At 72.9% G+C, this 14,664-nt stretch carries 10 protein-coding genes; 3 read left to right on the top strand and 7 right to left on the bottom strand.

What is annotated here, in order from left to right; all coding sequences use genetic code 11:
* The first annotated feature begins 277 nt into the window (after positions 1–277).
* Both ACTOQ1_RS07835 and ACTOQ1_RS07830 read left to right on the top strand, forming a co-directional pair.
* Entirely contained in the window at positions 278–2,440 is a 2,163-nt protein-coding gene (locus ACTOQ1_RS07835; RefSeq protein ID WP_440065503.1) for an N-6 DNA methylase, read from the top strand.
* 255 nt (positions 2,441–2,695) lie between these two features.
* The gene (locus tag ACTOQ1_RS07830; protein ID WP_440065502.1) at positions 2,696–6,025 is read left to right on the top strand and encodes a BTAD domain-containing putative transcriptional regulator; all 3,330 of its coding nucleotides are present in this window, start codon (positions 2,696–2,698) and stop codon (positions 6,023–6,025) included.
* Here ACTOQ1_RS07830 and ACTOQ1_RS07825 read toward each other — a convergent pair.
* The 5 genes from ACTOQ1_RS07825 to ACTOQ1_RS07805 all read right to left on the bottom strand — a co-directional run bounded on the left by ACTOQ1_RS07825 (position 6,015) and on the right by ACTOQ1_RS07805 (position 9,585).
* Entirely contained in the window at positions 6,015–6,656 is a 642-nt protein-coding gene (locus ACTOQ1_RS07825; protein WP_440065501.1) for a hypothetical protein, read from the bottom strand. The two genes, ACTOQ1_RS07830 and ACTOQ1_RS07825, sit on opposite strands and share 11 nt — an antisense overlap.
* Before the next feature lie 128 nt (positions 6,657–6,784).
* Complete coding sequence (locus ACTOQ1_RS07820) at positions 6,785–7,246, bottom strand: thiol-disulfide oxidoreductase DCC family protein (RefSeq protein WP_440065500.1); 462 nt, start codon at positions 7,244–7,246, stop codon at positions 6,785–6,787.
* Positions 7,243–8,331 (bottom strand): sporulation-delaying protein SdpB family protein, encoded by a 1,089-nt coding sequence (locus ACTOQ1_RS07815; RefSeq protein WP_440065499.1) that lies wholly within the window; start codon positions 8,329–8,331, stop codon positions 7,243–7,245. Before ACTOQ1_RS07815 ends, ACTOQ1_RS07820 begins: the two co-directional genes overlap by 4 nt.
* The gene (locus ACTOQ1_RS07810) at positions 8,325–8,882 is read right to left on the bottom strand and encodes an SdpA family antimicrobial peptide system protein (protein WP_440065498.1); all 558 of its coding nucleotides are present in this window, start codon (positions 8,880–8,882) and stop codon (positions 8,325–8,327) included. The genes ACTOQ1_RS07815 and ACTOQ1_RS07810 overlap by 7 nt, the downstream gene beginning before the upstream one ends.
* Before the next feature lie 79 nt (positions 8,883–8,961).
* A complete protein-coding gene (locus ACTOQ1_RS07805; RefSeq protein ID WP_440065497.1) occupies positions 8,962–9,585 on the bottom strand; it encodes a hypothetical protein in 624 nt (207 codons plus the stop codon).
* A gap of 925 nt (positions 9,586–10,510) precedes the next feature.
* Between ACTOQ1_RS07805 and ACTOQ1_RS07800 the strand changes: the two genes are divergently transcribed.
* Complete coding sequence (locus ACTOQ1_RS07800) at positions 10,511–12,646, top strand: hypothetical protein (protein WP_440065495.1); 2,136 nt, start codon at positions 10,511–10,513, stop codon at positions 12,644–12,646.
* Positions 12,647–12,668: 22 nt separating this feature from the next.
* On the opposite strand, the gene ACTOQ1_RS07795 is transcribed toward ACTOQ1_RS07800, so the two are convergent.
* A complete protein-coding gene (locus ACTOQ1_RS07795; RefSeq protein ID WP_440065494.1) occupies positions 12,669–13,892 on the bottom strand; it encodes a sensor histidine kinase in 1,224 nt (407 codons plus the stop codon).
* On the bottom strand, positions 13,889–14,545 hold the full coding sequence (locus ACTOQ1_RS07790) for a response regulator transcription factor (protein ID WP_440065979.1): 657 nt from the start codon (positions 14,543–14,545) through the stop codon (positions 13,889–13,891). Before ACTOQ1_RS07790 ends, ACTOQ1_RS07795 begins: the two co-directional genes overlap by 4 nt.
* Between the last annotated feature and the right edge of the window lie 119 nt (positions 14,546–14,664).

Below are 14,664 nucleotides of genomic sequence, written 5' to 3'. Positions count from 1 at the left end.
TCGACGCGCGTCTCCCCGTGAACGAGTCTTCGATGCTCGCCTGAGGCCTGAAGTCCACGACGATCTGGAGGAACGGCGCCGGGTGGGCCGGAGAGAACCTCGCCGTCGCCCTCGGCCAGGTTTCCTCGGCCGGGTCGGCTCCCGAGTGAACTGAGTCAACGGATAGGCTGCCAGGAGATCTCCACGGGAAGTCACGGCGCCTGCCCGCCTGGGCACACGCCGTCATCGCACCTTCCGGCGAGGTCACCACCGTCCCGTCCCCTACCCGGAGGACACAATGCCTCCTTCCGCCGACCCGTCCGTCTCCGTCACCCTGGCGGAGATAGCCAGGATCGCCGGTGTCGGGCGCGCGGCCGTCAGCAACTGGCGCCGCCGGCACGACAGCTTCCCCGCACCGGTCGGCGGTACGGACACCAGCCCGCAGTTCGCGCTGTCGCAGGTGGAGGAGTGGCTGAGACGGCAGGGGAAGCTCGACGAGGTCGGCAGCCGGGAACGGCTGTGGCCGGAGTTCGAGGCGCTCGGGGATCGCGACACGATGGGGAGGGCGATCGCCGCGGCCGGTGCCCGGCTCGCCAGGGAGGGGGCGGGGCACGCGACGGACACGACACACGCGGGTGACCCGCCGGACACCGATGCCACCGAGGGACTTCCGTACGACACCGGCCTCTCCGACGCCCAGCGGTCCCTGGTGGAGCGCGCGGTCGGGCTGGCGAGGAAACACGGGACCAGGGAGACCTTCGACTTCCTGCTCGGCCGCTGGCTGGACACGCACGTCCGGCAGATCGGCGTCACGCCGCGCCCGCTGGCGGCGCTGATGGCCGAGGTCGCCGAGCTGGTGCGCGACGGCGAGGCCGGTGACGTCGGCACCGTGCTCGACCCCGCGTGCGGCACCGGCGGTCTCCTGCTCGCCGCCGCCCGGCAGTGGGCCGGCACGGTGGACGCGCCCCCCTCGGGTGTCCCGCTGGAACTGCTCGGCCAGGACGTCGACCCGACCCAGGCGGCGCTGGCCGCCGTACGGATCGTGCTCGCCGGCCATTCGCCGGAGCGGGAGACCGACTGGAAGGTGGATGTCCGGGCCGGCAACACGCTGCGCGCCGATCCCCATCCCGACGTCCGCGCCGACGTGGTGCTGTGCAACCCGCCGTTCAACGAGCGCGACTGGGGATACGAGGAACTCGCCACCGACGCCCGCTGGACGTACGGCCTGCCTCCCCGCACCGAGCCGGAGCTCGCCTGGACGCAGCACGCGCTGAGCCGTCTGGCGCCCGGCGGGACGGCCGTGCTGCTGCTGCCGCCCGGTGTCGCCTCCCGCAGGGCGGGGCGCCGGGTCCGGGCCGGGCTGCTCCGCAGCGGCGTGCTGCGCGCGGTGGTCGCCCTGCCGCCGGGGTCCGCGCCCCCGCACAGCGTCGCGCTGCATCTGTGGGTCCTGCGGGCACCGTCCGGAGGCGGAACGGACGCGGGGGCCGGGGTGCTTCTGGTCGACGCGGCCGACGTCCAGCCGGAGCCGTCGGGAAAGACGCAGCGGACGGGCAGGGCCGCGATCGACTGGCCCCTCCTGCGCAGGCGCGTGGTGTCGGCCGTCCAGGTGATCCAGGCGGTCCAGGTGGGAGACGAGGACGGGAACCGGTCGGCCGATCACGCCGTGGTCCCGGTGATCGACCTCCTGGACGACGAGGTGGACCTCACCCCGGCACGGCACGTCCCGAAGAGGGGGACCTCCGCGAACCTGGGCCTGCGGCGCTCGTGGAACCGGTTCGGCACCCTGCTCCAGGAGTTGCGGAATCTGACCGCGACCCTGTCCGCGCTCGAACTGGGCGACGAGGAGCCGGTGGGCCAGGGCACGGTGACCGTGGGCGACCTGCTCCGGGCGGGCGCGGTGACGATGCGGGCCGGGCAGCAACCGGCGGACGGCGCGGTGCGCACCGGCGACGCCCCCGATGACGCCGTACCCATGCTGACCGTCGCCGACGTGCTGGCCGGGGGCAGGCCGTCCGGCTGGCTGCCCGCGCGTGAGGCCTCCGCGGGAGAGACGGCGGGCACCCTCACCGTGACCGTCCCGGAGGAGGTGGTGGTCGTCGGCGCCTACCGGGCGTTCGGCGCCTGGGTCGACACCGGCGCCCCCACGGTGCTGGGCTCGCAGCTGTTCGCCCTGCGGGTGGACCCCACGCTGCTCGACCCGTGGTTCCTGGCCGGTTGCCTGCGCGCCCCGGCCAACGCGAGGCAGGCGGGAACCCACGCCTCGGCTTCTTCCCGCATCGACGTCCGCAGGCTGCAGGTGCTGCGGCTGCCCCTCGACGAGCAGCGCCGCCACGGCGAGGCCTTCCGGCGGCTCACCGCCTTCGAGCGATCGCTGCGGGAGGCGGGGACGATCGGCGGGGAGCTGGTCGACGGGCTGACCGACGGCATCGCCGCCGGGAGGCTTCCGGGAAACCGGGCGTGATCTCCGCCGGACGACACCCCGGACCAGGCACGGCCTCCGCCGGACGACACCCGGGAGCGGGCGTGGGCGACCACCTGGCAGTTCGCGACGTCGCCGGCCGGGCATGGGCGACGCTCCACGTCCCGCCGACATTCCAAGATTCATAACGGGTATCGGGTCCGGCTTGCGCGACCGAACGTGAACGATGTTCGATGTACCGAGTTCGTCCCTGTCACAGTGGTCCGCACCTGCTGTGCCGACCCGTAGGTGGTAGGCATGGATTTTCGGGTTCTCGGCCCGCTGGAGGTTCACCACGACGAGGTCCGCCTGGGGGTGGGCGGTCCACGTCAGCGCGCGGTGCTGGCGCGGCTGCTCGTCGCGGGCGGCGCGCTCGTCTCCGTCGACACCCTGATCGACGATCTGTACGGCGACTCCCCACCGCCGAGCGTGGTGGCCACCATCCAGGCGTACGTGTCCAACCTGCGCCGGGTCGTCGAGCCGGAACGCCCGCCGCGCACCCCGCCGCGGCTGCTCGTCGGACGGCCGCCCGGCTATCTGCTCGCCACGGCCGACGTCGACGCGGTCCGGTTCACCGAGCTGGTCTCCGGGACGGAGTCACGTCCCGCCGGTGAGACGCTCGACCGCCTGGAGGAGGCGCTGCGGCTCTGGCGCGGGCTGCCGTACGGCGAGTTCCACGGTGAGCTGTGGGCGGCCCCGGAGGTCAACCGCCTCCGCGAGCTGCGCCTGGTCGCGACAGAGCGGCACGCCCAGGCGCACATGGATCTGGGCCGCCCGCAGGCCGTCATCACCGGCCTGGAGGCCGAGGCGGACGCGAACCCGTTGCGCGAGCGGCTCTGGCACCTGCTGGCCCTGGCCCTGTACCGCACCGGGCGGCAGGCCGACGCGCTGGGCGCGCTGCGCCGGGCCAGGGACCTGTTCGCCGACCGGCTCGGCCTGGATCCGGGCCCCGGCCTGCGGGCGCTGGAGGAGGACATCCTGCGGCAGGACGACCGGCTCCTGCTCCCCTCCGCCCCCTCGGCGCCCGCCCCCGTCGCGGTCTCCCCCGCGCGCCCCGTCCCGCACGGCCGGGACCGGCAGCTCGCCGACCTGGAGAGCCTGCCGGCGTACGGCGGCCTGGCGATCGCCGCGGTGAGCGGTGAACCCGGCATCGGCAAGACCTGGCTGCTCGAAGCCTTCCGGGACCGTTGCGCCGGGTCCGGCCACCTGGTGCTGTGGGGCCGCTGCCCCGAGACCGAGGGCGCCCCGCCGCTCTGGCCGTGGCTGCAGATCCTGCGGGCGCTCGCCCGCGTCTGCCCCCCGCCGGACTCCCGGGCCCTGGCCGGGCTGATGGACGACGAGACGCCCGCGGGCTCGACCGAGGCGGCCCGGCTCCGCCGCCACCAGGCCGTCGCCGACTGGGTGACGGCCACCGCGCGGACCCGGCCCACGGTGATCGTGCTGGACGACCTGCAGTGGGCCGACGCGGCCTCGCTCGGCATGCTCGGCGACGTGGTCGCGCTCATCGGCGACGCGGAGAAGGGGGCCTCCGTCACGGTGGTGACCGCGTTCCGCGAGGGCGCGGACCTCCTTCCCCTCGACGGCGTGCTGGGTCGGCTCGCCCGCCACGACCTGCTTCGCCTGCGCCTGGCGGGCCTCGGCTCCGACACCGTACGGGCCATCGCCGCGGAGATCGGCGTCGAGGTCGACGAGGACACCGCCCGCGCGTTGACCGAACGTACCGGCGGCAATCCCTTCTTCGTCCGGGAGACCGTGCGGACGCTCGCCCAGGGGGGCACCCTGGACGCGGTACCCGGCGCGGTCGCCGACCTGATCCGGCGGCGGGTGGCCGCGCTCGGCCCGCGGGTCGGCGACGTGCTCGGGACGGCGGCGGTGCTCGGCCGGGACTTCGACCCCGACGTCGTCGCCCAGGCGTGCCGGGAGGAGGTGTACGACCCGCTGGATCGGGCCGTGCACGCCGGGCTGCTGCTCCCGCGCGCCCGGCGCATGGCCTTCGCGCACGACCTGGTCAGGGAGACCCTCCTGGACGACATTCCCCCGCTGCGCAGGGCGAGGATCCACCGGGAGCTGATGACCGCCCTGGCCGCCCGCCCCGCCGTGGACGTGGCCGTCATCGCCCATCACGCGATCGAGGCCGGTCCCGCGGCCTACGGCGAGGCGACCGGGTGGGCCCGCGCCGTGGCCGAACAGGCGTCCCTCCGGCTGGCGTACGAGGAGGCGGCCGTGTGGTGGGGCCGGGCGGTGGAGGCGCACGGCTCCTCCGCCGGTGACCCGCTCGACCACGTCGACCTCCTGTTGCGGCAGGTCCAGGCGCTGCTGAAGGCCGGGGACCCGCTCGGCGCCCGCGAGGCGCGGGCACGGGCCGTCCGCGCCGCCGACCGCGCCACCGGCCGGGGCGGTCCCGCGCTGATCGCACGGGCGCTCACCGCGTTGGACGCCCCGTCGGCCTGGACGCTGCGCAACCCGTACGAGGAGGTGGAGCTGCGGTTGGTGCACCGCTTCGAGATGGCCCTGCGGTCGCTGCCCGAGGGGGACGGTTCCGAGCGGGCGCTGCTGCTCGGCGGGCTCGCGCAGGAGCTCTACGACGGGAGCGACGACCCGCGCTGCGACTCCTTCTCCGCCGAGGCCGTCGAGATGGCCCGCAGGCTGGGGGACCCGCACCTGCTGATGCGGACGCTCAACGCCCGCCAGCTCTCGCTGCCCCAGGCGGCCCACCCCCACGAGCTGGTGGAGATCGCCACCGAGTTGGTCGATCTGGCGTCGCGGACCCGGATGCCGGAGTACGAGCTGCTCGGGTGGCTCCTGCTCACCCACCACAGGCTGCAGCTGTTCGACGTGGCCGGCGCGGACGAGGCCGCCCTCCGCTGCGACGCCATGCTGGAGCGGCTGCCGCTGCCCTGGCCGCGATTCCAGCACACCATGTGGCGCGCCAACCGGCTGGTCCTGGCCGAGTGCTTCGACGAGGCCGAGGCGCTGTACCGCGAGGCGGAGCGGCAGGCCGGACGGCTCGGCATGTGGTACGCGGGCGCGGTGGTGGCCACCGGGCGCATCCTGCTGCACTACCGGCGCGGTTCCCTGGCCGACGCCGGACCGCTGATCGACTCGATCACCGGCATCCACGCCACCATGGACCACGACACCCGGATCCTGCGGCTGTGCGCACAGGGACGTGTCGTGGAGGCCGCGAGAACGGTGAGGAACGGCTGGCCCAGACCGCCGGGCGACTGGTCCTGGCTGACCATGACCTGCCTGCAGAGCGAGGCCCAGGCCGCCGTCGGCGACCTGCCGGCCTGCCGGGCGAGCTACGCGGCGCTGCTGCCGCACGGCGGGAGCGTCGCGGTGGGCTCGGCCATCGCCCTGGCGGGCCCGGTGGACTGGTTCCTGGCCAGGCTCGCCTTCGCGCTGGGCGAGCACGAGACCGCCGCCGAGCATCTCGCGAGCCTGGCCGGGCATGCGGACCGGAACGGCCTCACCGCCTGGCGGGAGCGGGCGACGGCGGCGCTGTCCCGCGGGAACGGCGGGAGGCCGGGGTGGGTCCACGTCCACCGGGCGCCGCCCGGCGGCCGGGGGACGCCGCTCAGGCGATGAGCCGCTCGGCGACGAGGTTCACGAAGCGCTCGCGCCGCAGCCCGGCCATGTCCTGGTCCAGCACGAGCGCGCCGCCTTCCCGCCCGGCGGGGTCGTCGAGCTCCCGGACCATGTTGAGGACCTTGTACACGTTGACGATCTGGTAGACGGCGACGATCTCGTAGACGTAGCCCGCCGTCGGCGCGTACTGGTAGGTCACCAGGCCGTTCGCCCGATCGGCGGCCGAGGGGTCGGCCTTGAAGCCGAACCGTTCGGCCAGCACGTCGCGGGTGATGTCCTGCCCCCTCGTGAGGGCCCGGTCGATCCGGACCCGGTCACCGCTGGTCATCTCCCGGCCGAACGAGGCCAGGAACGCCGGGTCCTTCCTCGAGACCGCCGCCACCACCGCCGAGGCGAACTCCTCCTGCCTGGCCGTCACCCCACCGTCCGGACGCACGATCTCCGGGAACCTCTCGGCCACCGGCCCGATCCCCAGGATCAACCCCCGGTAGACGCTCTCCCCGTCATGCGCCGAAACCCCCGCCCCGGACACGGCGACACCCACCGCACCGGCCGCGTGAACCGGCACCGCCACCGCACCGGCCACCACCCCGGCGACCGCGACCGCCAGAACCATCTTCGATACCCGCATCGAACTCCCTCCACGAACGTGAACGATGAATGAAACCCGGTCATGCGACCGGACCGGCCTCCGGCGGCGAACGCGCTCCGCGCCGCCGTCGAGACCCGCCCGCCCCCTGCCGGAGGCGTCCGGCCCGGTCATGGCCGTCCTTGGCGGCGCGAGCCGTCTCCCGGCGCCGGCCTCGCCGCCGGGCCGGCCCGCCGTCGCGGGGTGTCCCCGCGTACCGAGCACAGGGGAGTGCCGCCGGGCAGGCGGTGCCGCGTCCGGGCCACCACCGCGTAGACCAGTTCGGCCGCCCAGGACACCGGGGGGACCGACAGGAGCCTCCCGAGCACGCGCCACCCGCGGGAACGCTGCCAGCCGAGCAACGCGGCGAAGGCCCGCGCGCCACCGGCCGGAGCCCTGCCCCGCTCGATCCACCACGCGGCCCCGGCCACCTGTTCCGGTGAGAGCCCGTGGTGCGCGAGGTCGAGGGTCTGCCAGGCGAAGGTCTCCGGCCAGTCCGGGAGGACGCGGCGCAGGGCGCGCAGCGCGTTCGCGCAGAATCCGCAGTCGCCGTCGTAGACCAGGAAGCGGGCGGGCGTTCCGGCGGGCGTCACGGGCGCTCCTCGGAAGCCGCCGGACCGGCGTGCGCCGGAGCGGGAACGGCGCCGGGGACGGGAACGGGGGGAACGGGAGCGGGGACGGGGGCAACGGCCGTCGCGCCCGTGATTCCGGAAGCGGCCGGCGCGGTCGCGCCCGCACGGCGGGCGAGGGCCGGCCACATCGCCCGTACGCGGTCGAGCCGGGCGGAGACCCGCGAGCGGCGGGGCAGCCGGACCGGGACGTCGACCGGGCGCAGATGGAGCACCAGGCAGGCGATCATCGCGAACATGAAACTTCCGAGGCCCATGAGCAGGCCGATCGAGATGTGGAAGGCGACCCCCGCGGCCAGCAGGTACGGCCTGACCGGCCGGCGAGCGACCATCCCGAACGCGAGCGCGAGCTCGATGGCGAGCGGCCCCCACGTCATCACGGTGACACCGATCGGGTTGACCAGGATCGGGGTGAGCCAGGGCTTGGTCCAGCCCGGCATGCCGAAGAACGGGTCGCTGAGCCAATACCACAGTCCCGTGCCGTCGGCCCATTCCGCGTGGCTCAGTTTGGCCACCGACGCCTGGAAGTAGAGTCCCGCGACCTGCAGGCGGATCACGAAGAAGGTCGTCCAGGCGAAGAACGACCGGACCGGGCGGTCACTCACGTCGGAGGGCGGGCCCCAGTGCCACCTGCGCCCGTCCAGCAGCGCGACGGGAAGCAGCAGCAGGGTGATGACCGCACTGATCTGGTCTCCCCCGTCGGGGATGGTGGCCGAGGCCATCAGGCTGACCGTGACCCACCAGTGCCCCAGGGCGGTGAACCGCGGGCGCCAGCCGATGACCACGAGCAGCAACAGGCCGATCGAGAGGAACCGGGCGATCTCCAGCTGGTCGCCGGGGACCACGCAGTAGATGCTGAGCCGGGCGATGCCCGAGCAGTTGGGGAAGTCCGGCATTCCCTGCGCGGGGCGGAAGAGAGAGGTGCTGTGACTGAACAGGATCGTTCCCAGCGTGCCGAGCGCCATCAGGGTACGGGCCAGGCCGTACACGTTCGTCCAGGGCGACACCCGCGCGAGGCGCGCGACGGCCAGACCGGCTCTGGTCAGCATGTGACCTCCAATCGGGCGACCTTGGCGGGCATGGCCGTGCCGCTCCCGGCCCACGCCCACGGCAGCGGCTCGCGCTGGACCAGGCCGATCGAGCCGCAGTGGATGGGGTTGGGCGCGATGTTGCGGATCGTCACGGAGCTGGGGACGCGTTCGAGGCACGAGGCGACGTCGCCGCCGTCACACGGCGCCCACCCGCCGGCGGGGACCGAGGTCTGCATGATGCCCAGCTCCAGGCCCTGTGCCCGGGACCGCCGGTTGAAGCCCAGCACGTTGCGCGGTTCGGAGTGCGGGCCGAGCCGCGCGTCCCGCCAGCCACCCGTGCCCGCGGCCTGCCATACGCCGATCTGCGGTTCGCGCGGCGATTTGGTGAAGAACGCCCATCCTTGCGGGGTAAGAGTGGTGATGGTCAGCCTCAGTTGCTCCTGCCCCGGAAGCGACAGGGCGTTGCTCGGCAGCTGGGTGTGCACCACGTAGAAGATCACTGATCCCCAGAAGGCGACGATGCCGGCGAGCGCCCATCCGAGGCGCCTCGCCATGGCGTTTTCGGTCAACGGAATCTCCGTGGATTCGTAGGGCCGGATCCGGTTCCGCGCCGGGGTCCGGCGCGGAACCGTGCCCGGGAGCCGGAGATCAGGCGGCGAGCCGCTCGGCGACGAGGTCCACGAAACGCTCGCGATCGAGCCGGGCCAGGTCCTTGCTCACCAGGGACTCGGTCCAGTTCTCGATCTCGTAGACATTGGACTCGCGGACCGCGTTGGCGACCTTGTACACGTTGACGATCTCGTAGACGTTGCCGAGATAGACCATGTACACGAAGAACGCCAGGCCGGCCGCCTGGTCGACGGCCGAGGAGTCGGCCTTGAAGCCGAACCGTTCGGCCAGCACGTCGCGGGTGATGTCCTGCGCCGCCGTGAAGGCCCGGTCGATCCGGACCCGGTCACCGCTGGTCATCTCCCGGCCGAACGAGGCCAGGAACGCCGGGTCCTTCCTCGAGACCGCCGCCACCACCGCCGAGGCGAACTCCTCCTGCCTGGCCGTCACCCCACCGTCCGGACGCACGATCTCCGGGAACCTCTCGGCCACCGGCCCGATCCCCAGGATCAACCCCCGGTAGACGCTCTCCCCGTCATGCGCCGAAACCCCCGCCCCGGACACGGCGACACCCACCGCACCGGCCGCGTGAACCGGCACCGCCACCGCACCGGCCACCACCCCGGCGACCGCGACCGCCAGAACCATCTTCGATACCCGCATCGAACTCCCTCCACGAACGTGAGGCGGTGCGCGAAATCCGGGCGTGAGCCCGTGGGATGGATTCCGGCCACCGTCCCCGCGGACCTTTCGCCGCTCCGGCGGAGAGTGTCACGGGCGATTTGACGTGTGCTTGGAACGGCGCCGCCCCTCACCAGTGAACGGCTTGGAGCCCAGCCCACAGGGCCGTCCCGGACGGTACGGCCGACAGGAAGGGCTTCGCCCGCGGGCGACCGCGGTGGCCGGCGGCACCCGGCCGGGTGTTCCGCGCCCCGGCGAGCCCGACGGCCGCGGTCGGCCCCGAGGGCGTGTACGTATCGGCGTGGAGACCCGGCGCTCTCCGCCCGCGGGAGGCGGTTTCCCGCGCATGTCACGGGTCGAGTTCCCGCGTATGTCACGGGTCGGACGGCGGCCCGTCGAACAAGCGATCCTCTAGCCAGTTAAATAACGAACATGAAGCACAAAACATCATATTAAGGAATTTCCACCAATAGTCGGCTACCCCGATTGGGGCACCTCGGGCGGGCGACCTTCATCCGGCCGGACCACGCGCCCCGGTACGCCGTCAATCGCCCGCCCCGCGGAAACAGCCGGACGGGTTCGCGTCGCCTGGAGAGGCCGGCCGCCCTGGACGGCGGCCGCGCGGCGATCTCGAGGAAAGACCGCGACACCAGGCCGGCACGTCGTCACACTGGGGTGCGACAAAGTCGGCCGATCGCGACAGCACCCCGGCCACTGAACCCGATTTATGTCTTATACAAGCTTAATTCAGCACTAAACGCCATTTATGGTACACAAAGTCCGGCCGCTGGAACCGGCGGAGCCCGGCTGACATCCAACCCCGTATGACTGACGTCCATTTATCGGACGTGAGCCGTACATCCCCCAGGTTGATGACATATGAGGTGTCGTGACTATGGCGTCGAACGTGACGCGGTTATATCAGGCGGTGCTGCGCGACCCGGCCGCCCCCATCTCGATCCGGCTGCGCCGCACCTTCTCGGAGTGGGTCGAGCGGAAGGGGTTCCCGCCGCCGGGCGCGGCGCGGGCGATGGTCGAGGCCGAGGCCGGCCGGGCACGGCTCACGATGGAACGGCGCGGTGACTGCGGCCGTTACACGCTGGACGAGCCGCACGGGGAGGGGCACCTGCGGACCCGGGTGACCTACACGGAATCGGTGCCGGGCATGACCGGGTGGGTCATCGTCACCGTGGACCGGCACGAGGGACGCGAACCGGAACGTCAGCGGCGCGAACCGTACCGGCGCGGAAGGCGCGAACCGGAGCGGCGGGAGCGGCGCGAACCGGCCGTGGTGAGCGTGCCCGGTTTCCTCCCGGCGTACCTGCGCACCGCGCGCATCAGCGACGGCGGCATCCAGGTGGAGGACGGCCCGGTGGTCCTCGACGAGGAGGGCATGGAGCGGTTCGTCCCCGTGATGACCGAACCCCGCCGGAGGATGCCGATCCTCGTTCTCTCCGTGGACCCCCAGAACCCGGAGGCGGTGCGGGCCCGTGCCGATTATCTGGCCGGTGCGGTCACCGGCGCGGGCCTGGTGGTACGGCTGGCCGACCTGCGCGCCCAGAACCGGTTCAACAAGGCGATGGGCAAGGAGCTGGGCGTGTTCGGCGGCGGGATCCGCACCTACCTCGCCCCCTTCGACCCCGCCGAGGAACGCCACCCCCGCAGGCACCCTCCCATGGGCGCCGCCATGATCCGGGACCAGGGTGACGCCGCCCTGGACCGGATCGCCGTCGGAGCGGTCGGCGACACCGTCCATCGCGAGTTTCCCGCGGACGTGCAGCGGACGCTCCACGTCGTCTACCGGGTGCTCGCCGGACGCGCCGACCTGGGCGAGATCGCCGAGGCCGCGCGCCCGCCCGCGAAGACCGACTCCGCCCGCGAGGAGCTACGACGGCGGATGATGGCCATGACCCGGCGCCCGGCGCCCGCCCCGGCCGGCGAAACCGGCGGAACCGGCGGAACCGGCGGAACCGGCGCGGTCTCCGCCGGGAGGCAGGGGCCGCCGCCCTCGGAGAAGGCCGCCGTCATCACGGAGAACGCCGTCATCACGGAGAACACGGAGAAGAAGGAGACCGGGAAGAACGAGGAGACCGGAGAGAACGTAAGGAACGGGCAGGCCCTCTCCGGGGGCGGCGCCCCGCTCTCCGGGGTGGAGGAGATCGCCCAGGTGGTGGCGGACATGGTGGTCAAGGAACTGCGCGGTGACCTGGACACGGCACTCGGGCTCGCCACGTCGTCACAGGCCTCCGCCGGCGACCTCGCCGGGGTTCTCCGCGAGCTCCACACGCTCCGCGCGCACCTTTCCGGCCTGCGTGACATCGTCGCGGAACGACGCGGCGAGACCCCCCTCGCGAACGGGGGAGGCGACCCTCCGGCCGCCGACACCGGGAGCCTTCGCGAGGAGTACCGGCTGCTCACCGAGGAGTACGCCGAGGCCGTCACGAGCGCCAGGAAGCTCACCGAGCGGGTCCGCTGGCTGGAGGGCAGGCTCGCCGCGGCGGGCCAGCCGGTGTACGGCGTGCCCGAGGAGACCCCCGTCTTCGAACCCGCCAGCCTGGTCGCGGTCCTGATCGAGGCCCGCGAGAGCCTGCGCCACATCGTCGTCGGCGACACCGACGGCGCCGCCGCCCGGCTCGACCTGGACCACCCGGCCCAGTCGCGTACGTGGGCGGCGAAGGCGTGGGACTCCCTGCGCGCCCTGGAGGACTTCGCGAGGGCGCGGTCCGGCGGGGAGTTCTCCGGCGGCTTCTACGAGTGGTGCTCCCACGGCTCCTCCGGCCGCCTCACCATCCCCACCGGGATGCTGTCCATGCGCGAGTCGAAGAGCGTGGTCACCCGCGCCAAGTTCAGCGACCGCCGGACCTTCGCCGTCCCGCCCGAGGTGAACCCGGGCGGGCAGGTCCTGATGGAGTCCCACGTCAAGCTCCGGCCCGTCGGCTATCCCGCGCCCCGGATGTACTTCCACGACGACTCCGGCGGCGCCACCGGCAAGATCTGGATCGGCTATCTGGGCGAGCACCTCCCCAACACCCGTACGAACTGATCGGTGACGGGCACCTGTCGCGTCAAGCCGGAACAACGCCGGGGCCGTGGGCGCGGGGGAGGACGGCCGTCACGACCAGGCCGCCGCCTTCGCGCGGGCGGGCCGTGACGTCGCCGCCGTGGGCCCGGGCCACGGAGCGGACGATGGACAGGCCCAGTCCCGCGCTCTTCGCCGTGACCAGGCGGTCGGCACCCAGGCGGCGGAAGGGTTTGAAGAGTTCCGGGATGTCGTAGGGCGGTACGGCGGGCCCGGTATTGCTGACCTCCACCTCGACGCGTCCGTCAGGCGCGGTACGGCTGACGACCCGCACCCAGCCGGTACCGTCGCCGGTGTTGTGCCGGATCCCGTTCTCGACCAGGTTGTGCACCAGGCGTTCGAGCAGGAGCGCGTCCCCGCCGGTGGGCGCGGGGCCCGCCGCCTCGTGCACAGTGATCTTCGCGTGCTCCGCCTGCCCGGCGGTCTGCGCGACCACGTGGGACACCACGTCGGCCATGTCCACCGGTGACCGGTCGGCGATCTCGTGCTCGGCGCGGGCCAGCAGCAGCAGTCCCGAGATGAGCTGCTCGTGCCGGGCGTTGATCTCCAGGAGGCTCTCGCCGAGCTGCCTGACGTCGGACGACGCCGCCCTGCGATGCATGGCCAGCTCGACCAGCGCCCGGTTGAGCGTCAGCGGTGTGCGGAGTTCGTGCGAGGCGTTGGCGACGAACCTGCGCTGACCGTCGAAGGAGTGGTCGAGCCGCTCGACCATGGTGTCGAAGGCGTCGGCGAGCTCCTTCACCTCGTCCTCCGGCCCTCGCAGGGCGATTCGCGCGCGCAGACCGTGGTCGGCGACCGTGGTGACCGCGATCCGCCGCGCCGTGTCGGTCACCCGGCGCAGCGGGGCGAGCACCCGGCCCGCGACCACCCACCCGAGGCCCCCCGCGGCGGCACCGACCACGGTCAGCGCGACCGCTCCCTGGGTGAGCAGCGAGGTGACCGCGGCGGTGCGCAGTTCCTCCTCCTGCCGCTGCAGCCACTGGATCGCCGCAGGGCCCGTGAACACGTGGCCGTTCGCGTTGATGAGGACCATCTCCTTCTGCCCGCCCCTGGATCCCCCGTACCTGTCGGCGAAGGACTGGGTCAGTTGCTGGTTGAACAGCAGGTAGGTGACGCCGAGCAGGGTCAGGCCCGCGGCGAGGAACAGGGCGCCGTACACGAGGGTGAGCCGGGTCCTCAGCGTGAGGCGGGGCAACCTGTCGATGATCATGCGATCCGGTACCCCTCACCCGGCATCGTCTCGATGACCGGCGGCTCCCCGAGCTTGCGCCGGAGTTTGAGTATGGTGAGGCGCACCGCGCCGGTGAAGGGGTCGGCGTGCTCGTCCCACGCCTTCTCCAGCAGTCGCTCGGCGGAGACGAGCGCCCCGTCGGCGCGCAGCAGTTCGGTCAGGACGGCGAACTCCTTCTTCGACAGCGGCACGTATCGTCCGTTCCTGAACACCTCCCGACGCGCGGGGTCGAGGGTGATCCCGGCCCTCCGCAGCACCGGCGGCACGGCCGGCCGTGAGCGCCGTCCCAGCGCCTGGACACGGGCGGCGAGTTCGGCGAAGGCGAACGGCTTGGCCAGGTAGTCGTCGGCCCCGAGGGACAGCCCGGCCACCCGGTCACCGATCTCCGCGGCGGCGGTGAGCATCAGCACCCGCGCGGTCGACTCCGATGCGACCAGTTCCCTGCAGACGTCGTCGCCGTGCACGAGGGGCAGGTCGCGGTCGAGAACGACCACGTCGTAGTCGTTGACCGCGATGCGTTCCAGCGCCGCCTCGCCGTCGTGCGCGGTGTCGACCGCGTGCGTCTCGCCGCGCAGCCACTCGGCTATCGCGCCGGCCAGCATCCGCTCGTCCTCCACCACCAGCACTCGCATCGCGTTCTCGCGCCCCCTCGTCATGTACGGACGAGGCGATGGTGACGTACGCGGTGTTTGCTCGCCGTTAGCGCCGGTGGAAACGCGACCGAAACGCGCTCCCCTGTTGCATCACCTCT

This window comes from Streptosporangium sp. OZ121 (assembly GCF_051918885.1).
GTDB lineage: Bacteria > Actinomycetota > Actinomycetes > Streptosporangiales > Streptosporangiaceae > Streptosporangium.
The sequence above is the reverse complement of the archived record's forward strand: the minus strand, read 5'-3'. Positions and strand labels throughout refer to the sequence as shown.

Excerpts from the sequence above, each read along its gene's own strand:
- ACTOQ1_RS07825 (WP_440065501.1), bottom strand. The coding sequence starts at position 6,656 with ATGCGGGTATCGAAGATGGTTCTGGCGGTCGCGGTCGCCGGGGTGGTG.
- ACTOQ1_RS07815 (WP_440065499.1), bottom strand. The coding sequence starts at position 8,331 with ATGCTGACCAGAGCCGGTCTGGCCGTCGCGCGCCTCGCGCGGGTGTCG.
- ACTOQ1_RS07830 (WP_440065502.1), top strand. The coding sequence starts at position 2,696 with ATGGATTTTCGGGTTCTCGGCCCGCTGGAGGTTCACCACGACGAGGTC.
- ACTOQ1_RS07835 (WP_440065503.1), top strand. The coding sequence starts at position 278 with ATGCCTCCTTCCGCCGACCCGTCCGTCTCCGTCACCCTGGCGGAGATA.
- ACTOQ1_RS07790 (WP_440065979.1), bottom strand. The coding sequence starts at position 14,545 with ATGCGAGTGCTGGTGGTGGAGGACGAGCGGATGCTGGCCGGCGCGATA.
- ACTOQ1_RS07805 (WP_440065497.1), bottom strand. The coding sequence starts at position 9,585 with ATGCGGGTATCGAAGATGGTTCTGGCGGTCGCGGTCGCCGGGGTGGTG.
- ACTOQ1_RS07795 (WP_440065494.1), bottom strand. The coding sequence starts at position 13,892 with ATGATCATCGACAGGTTGCCCCGCCTCACGCTGAGGACCCGGCTCACC.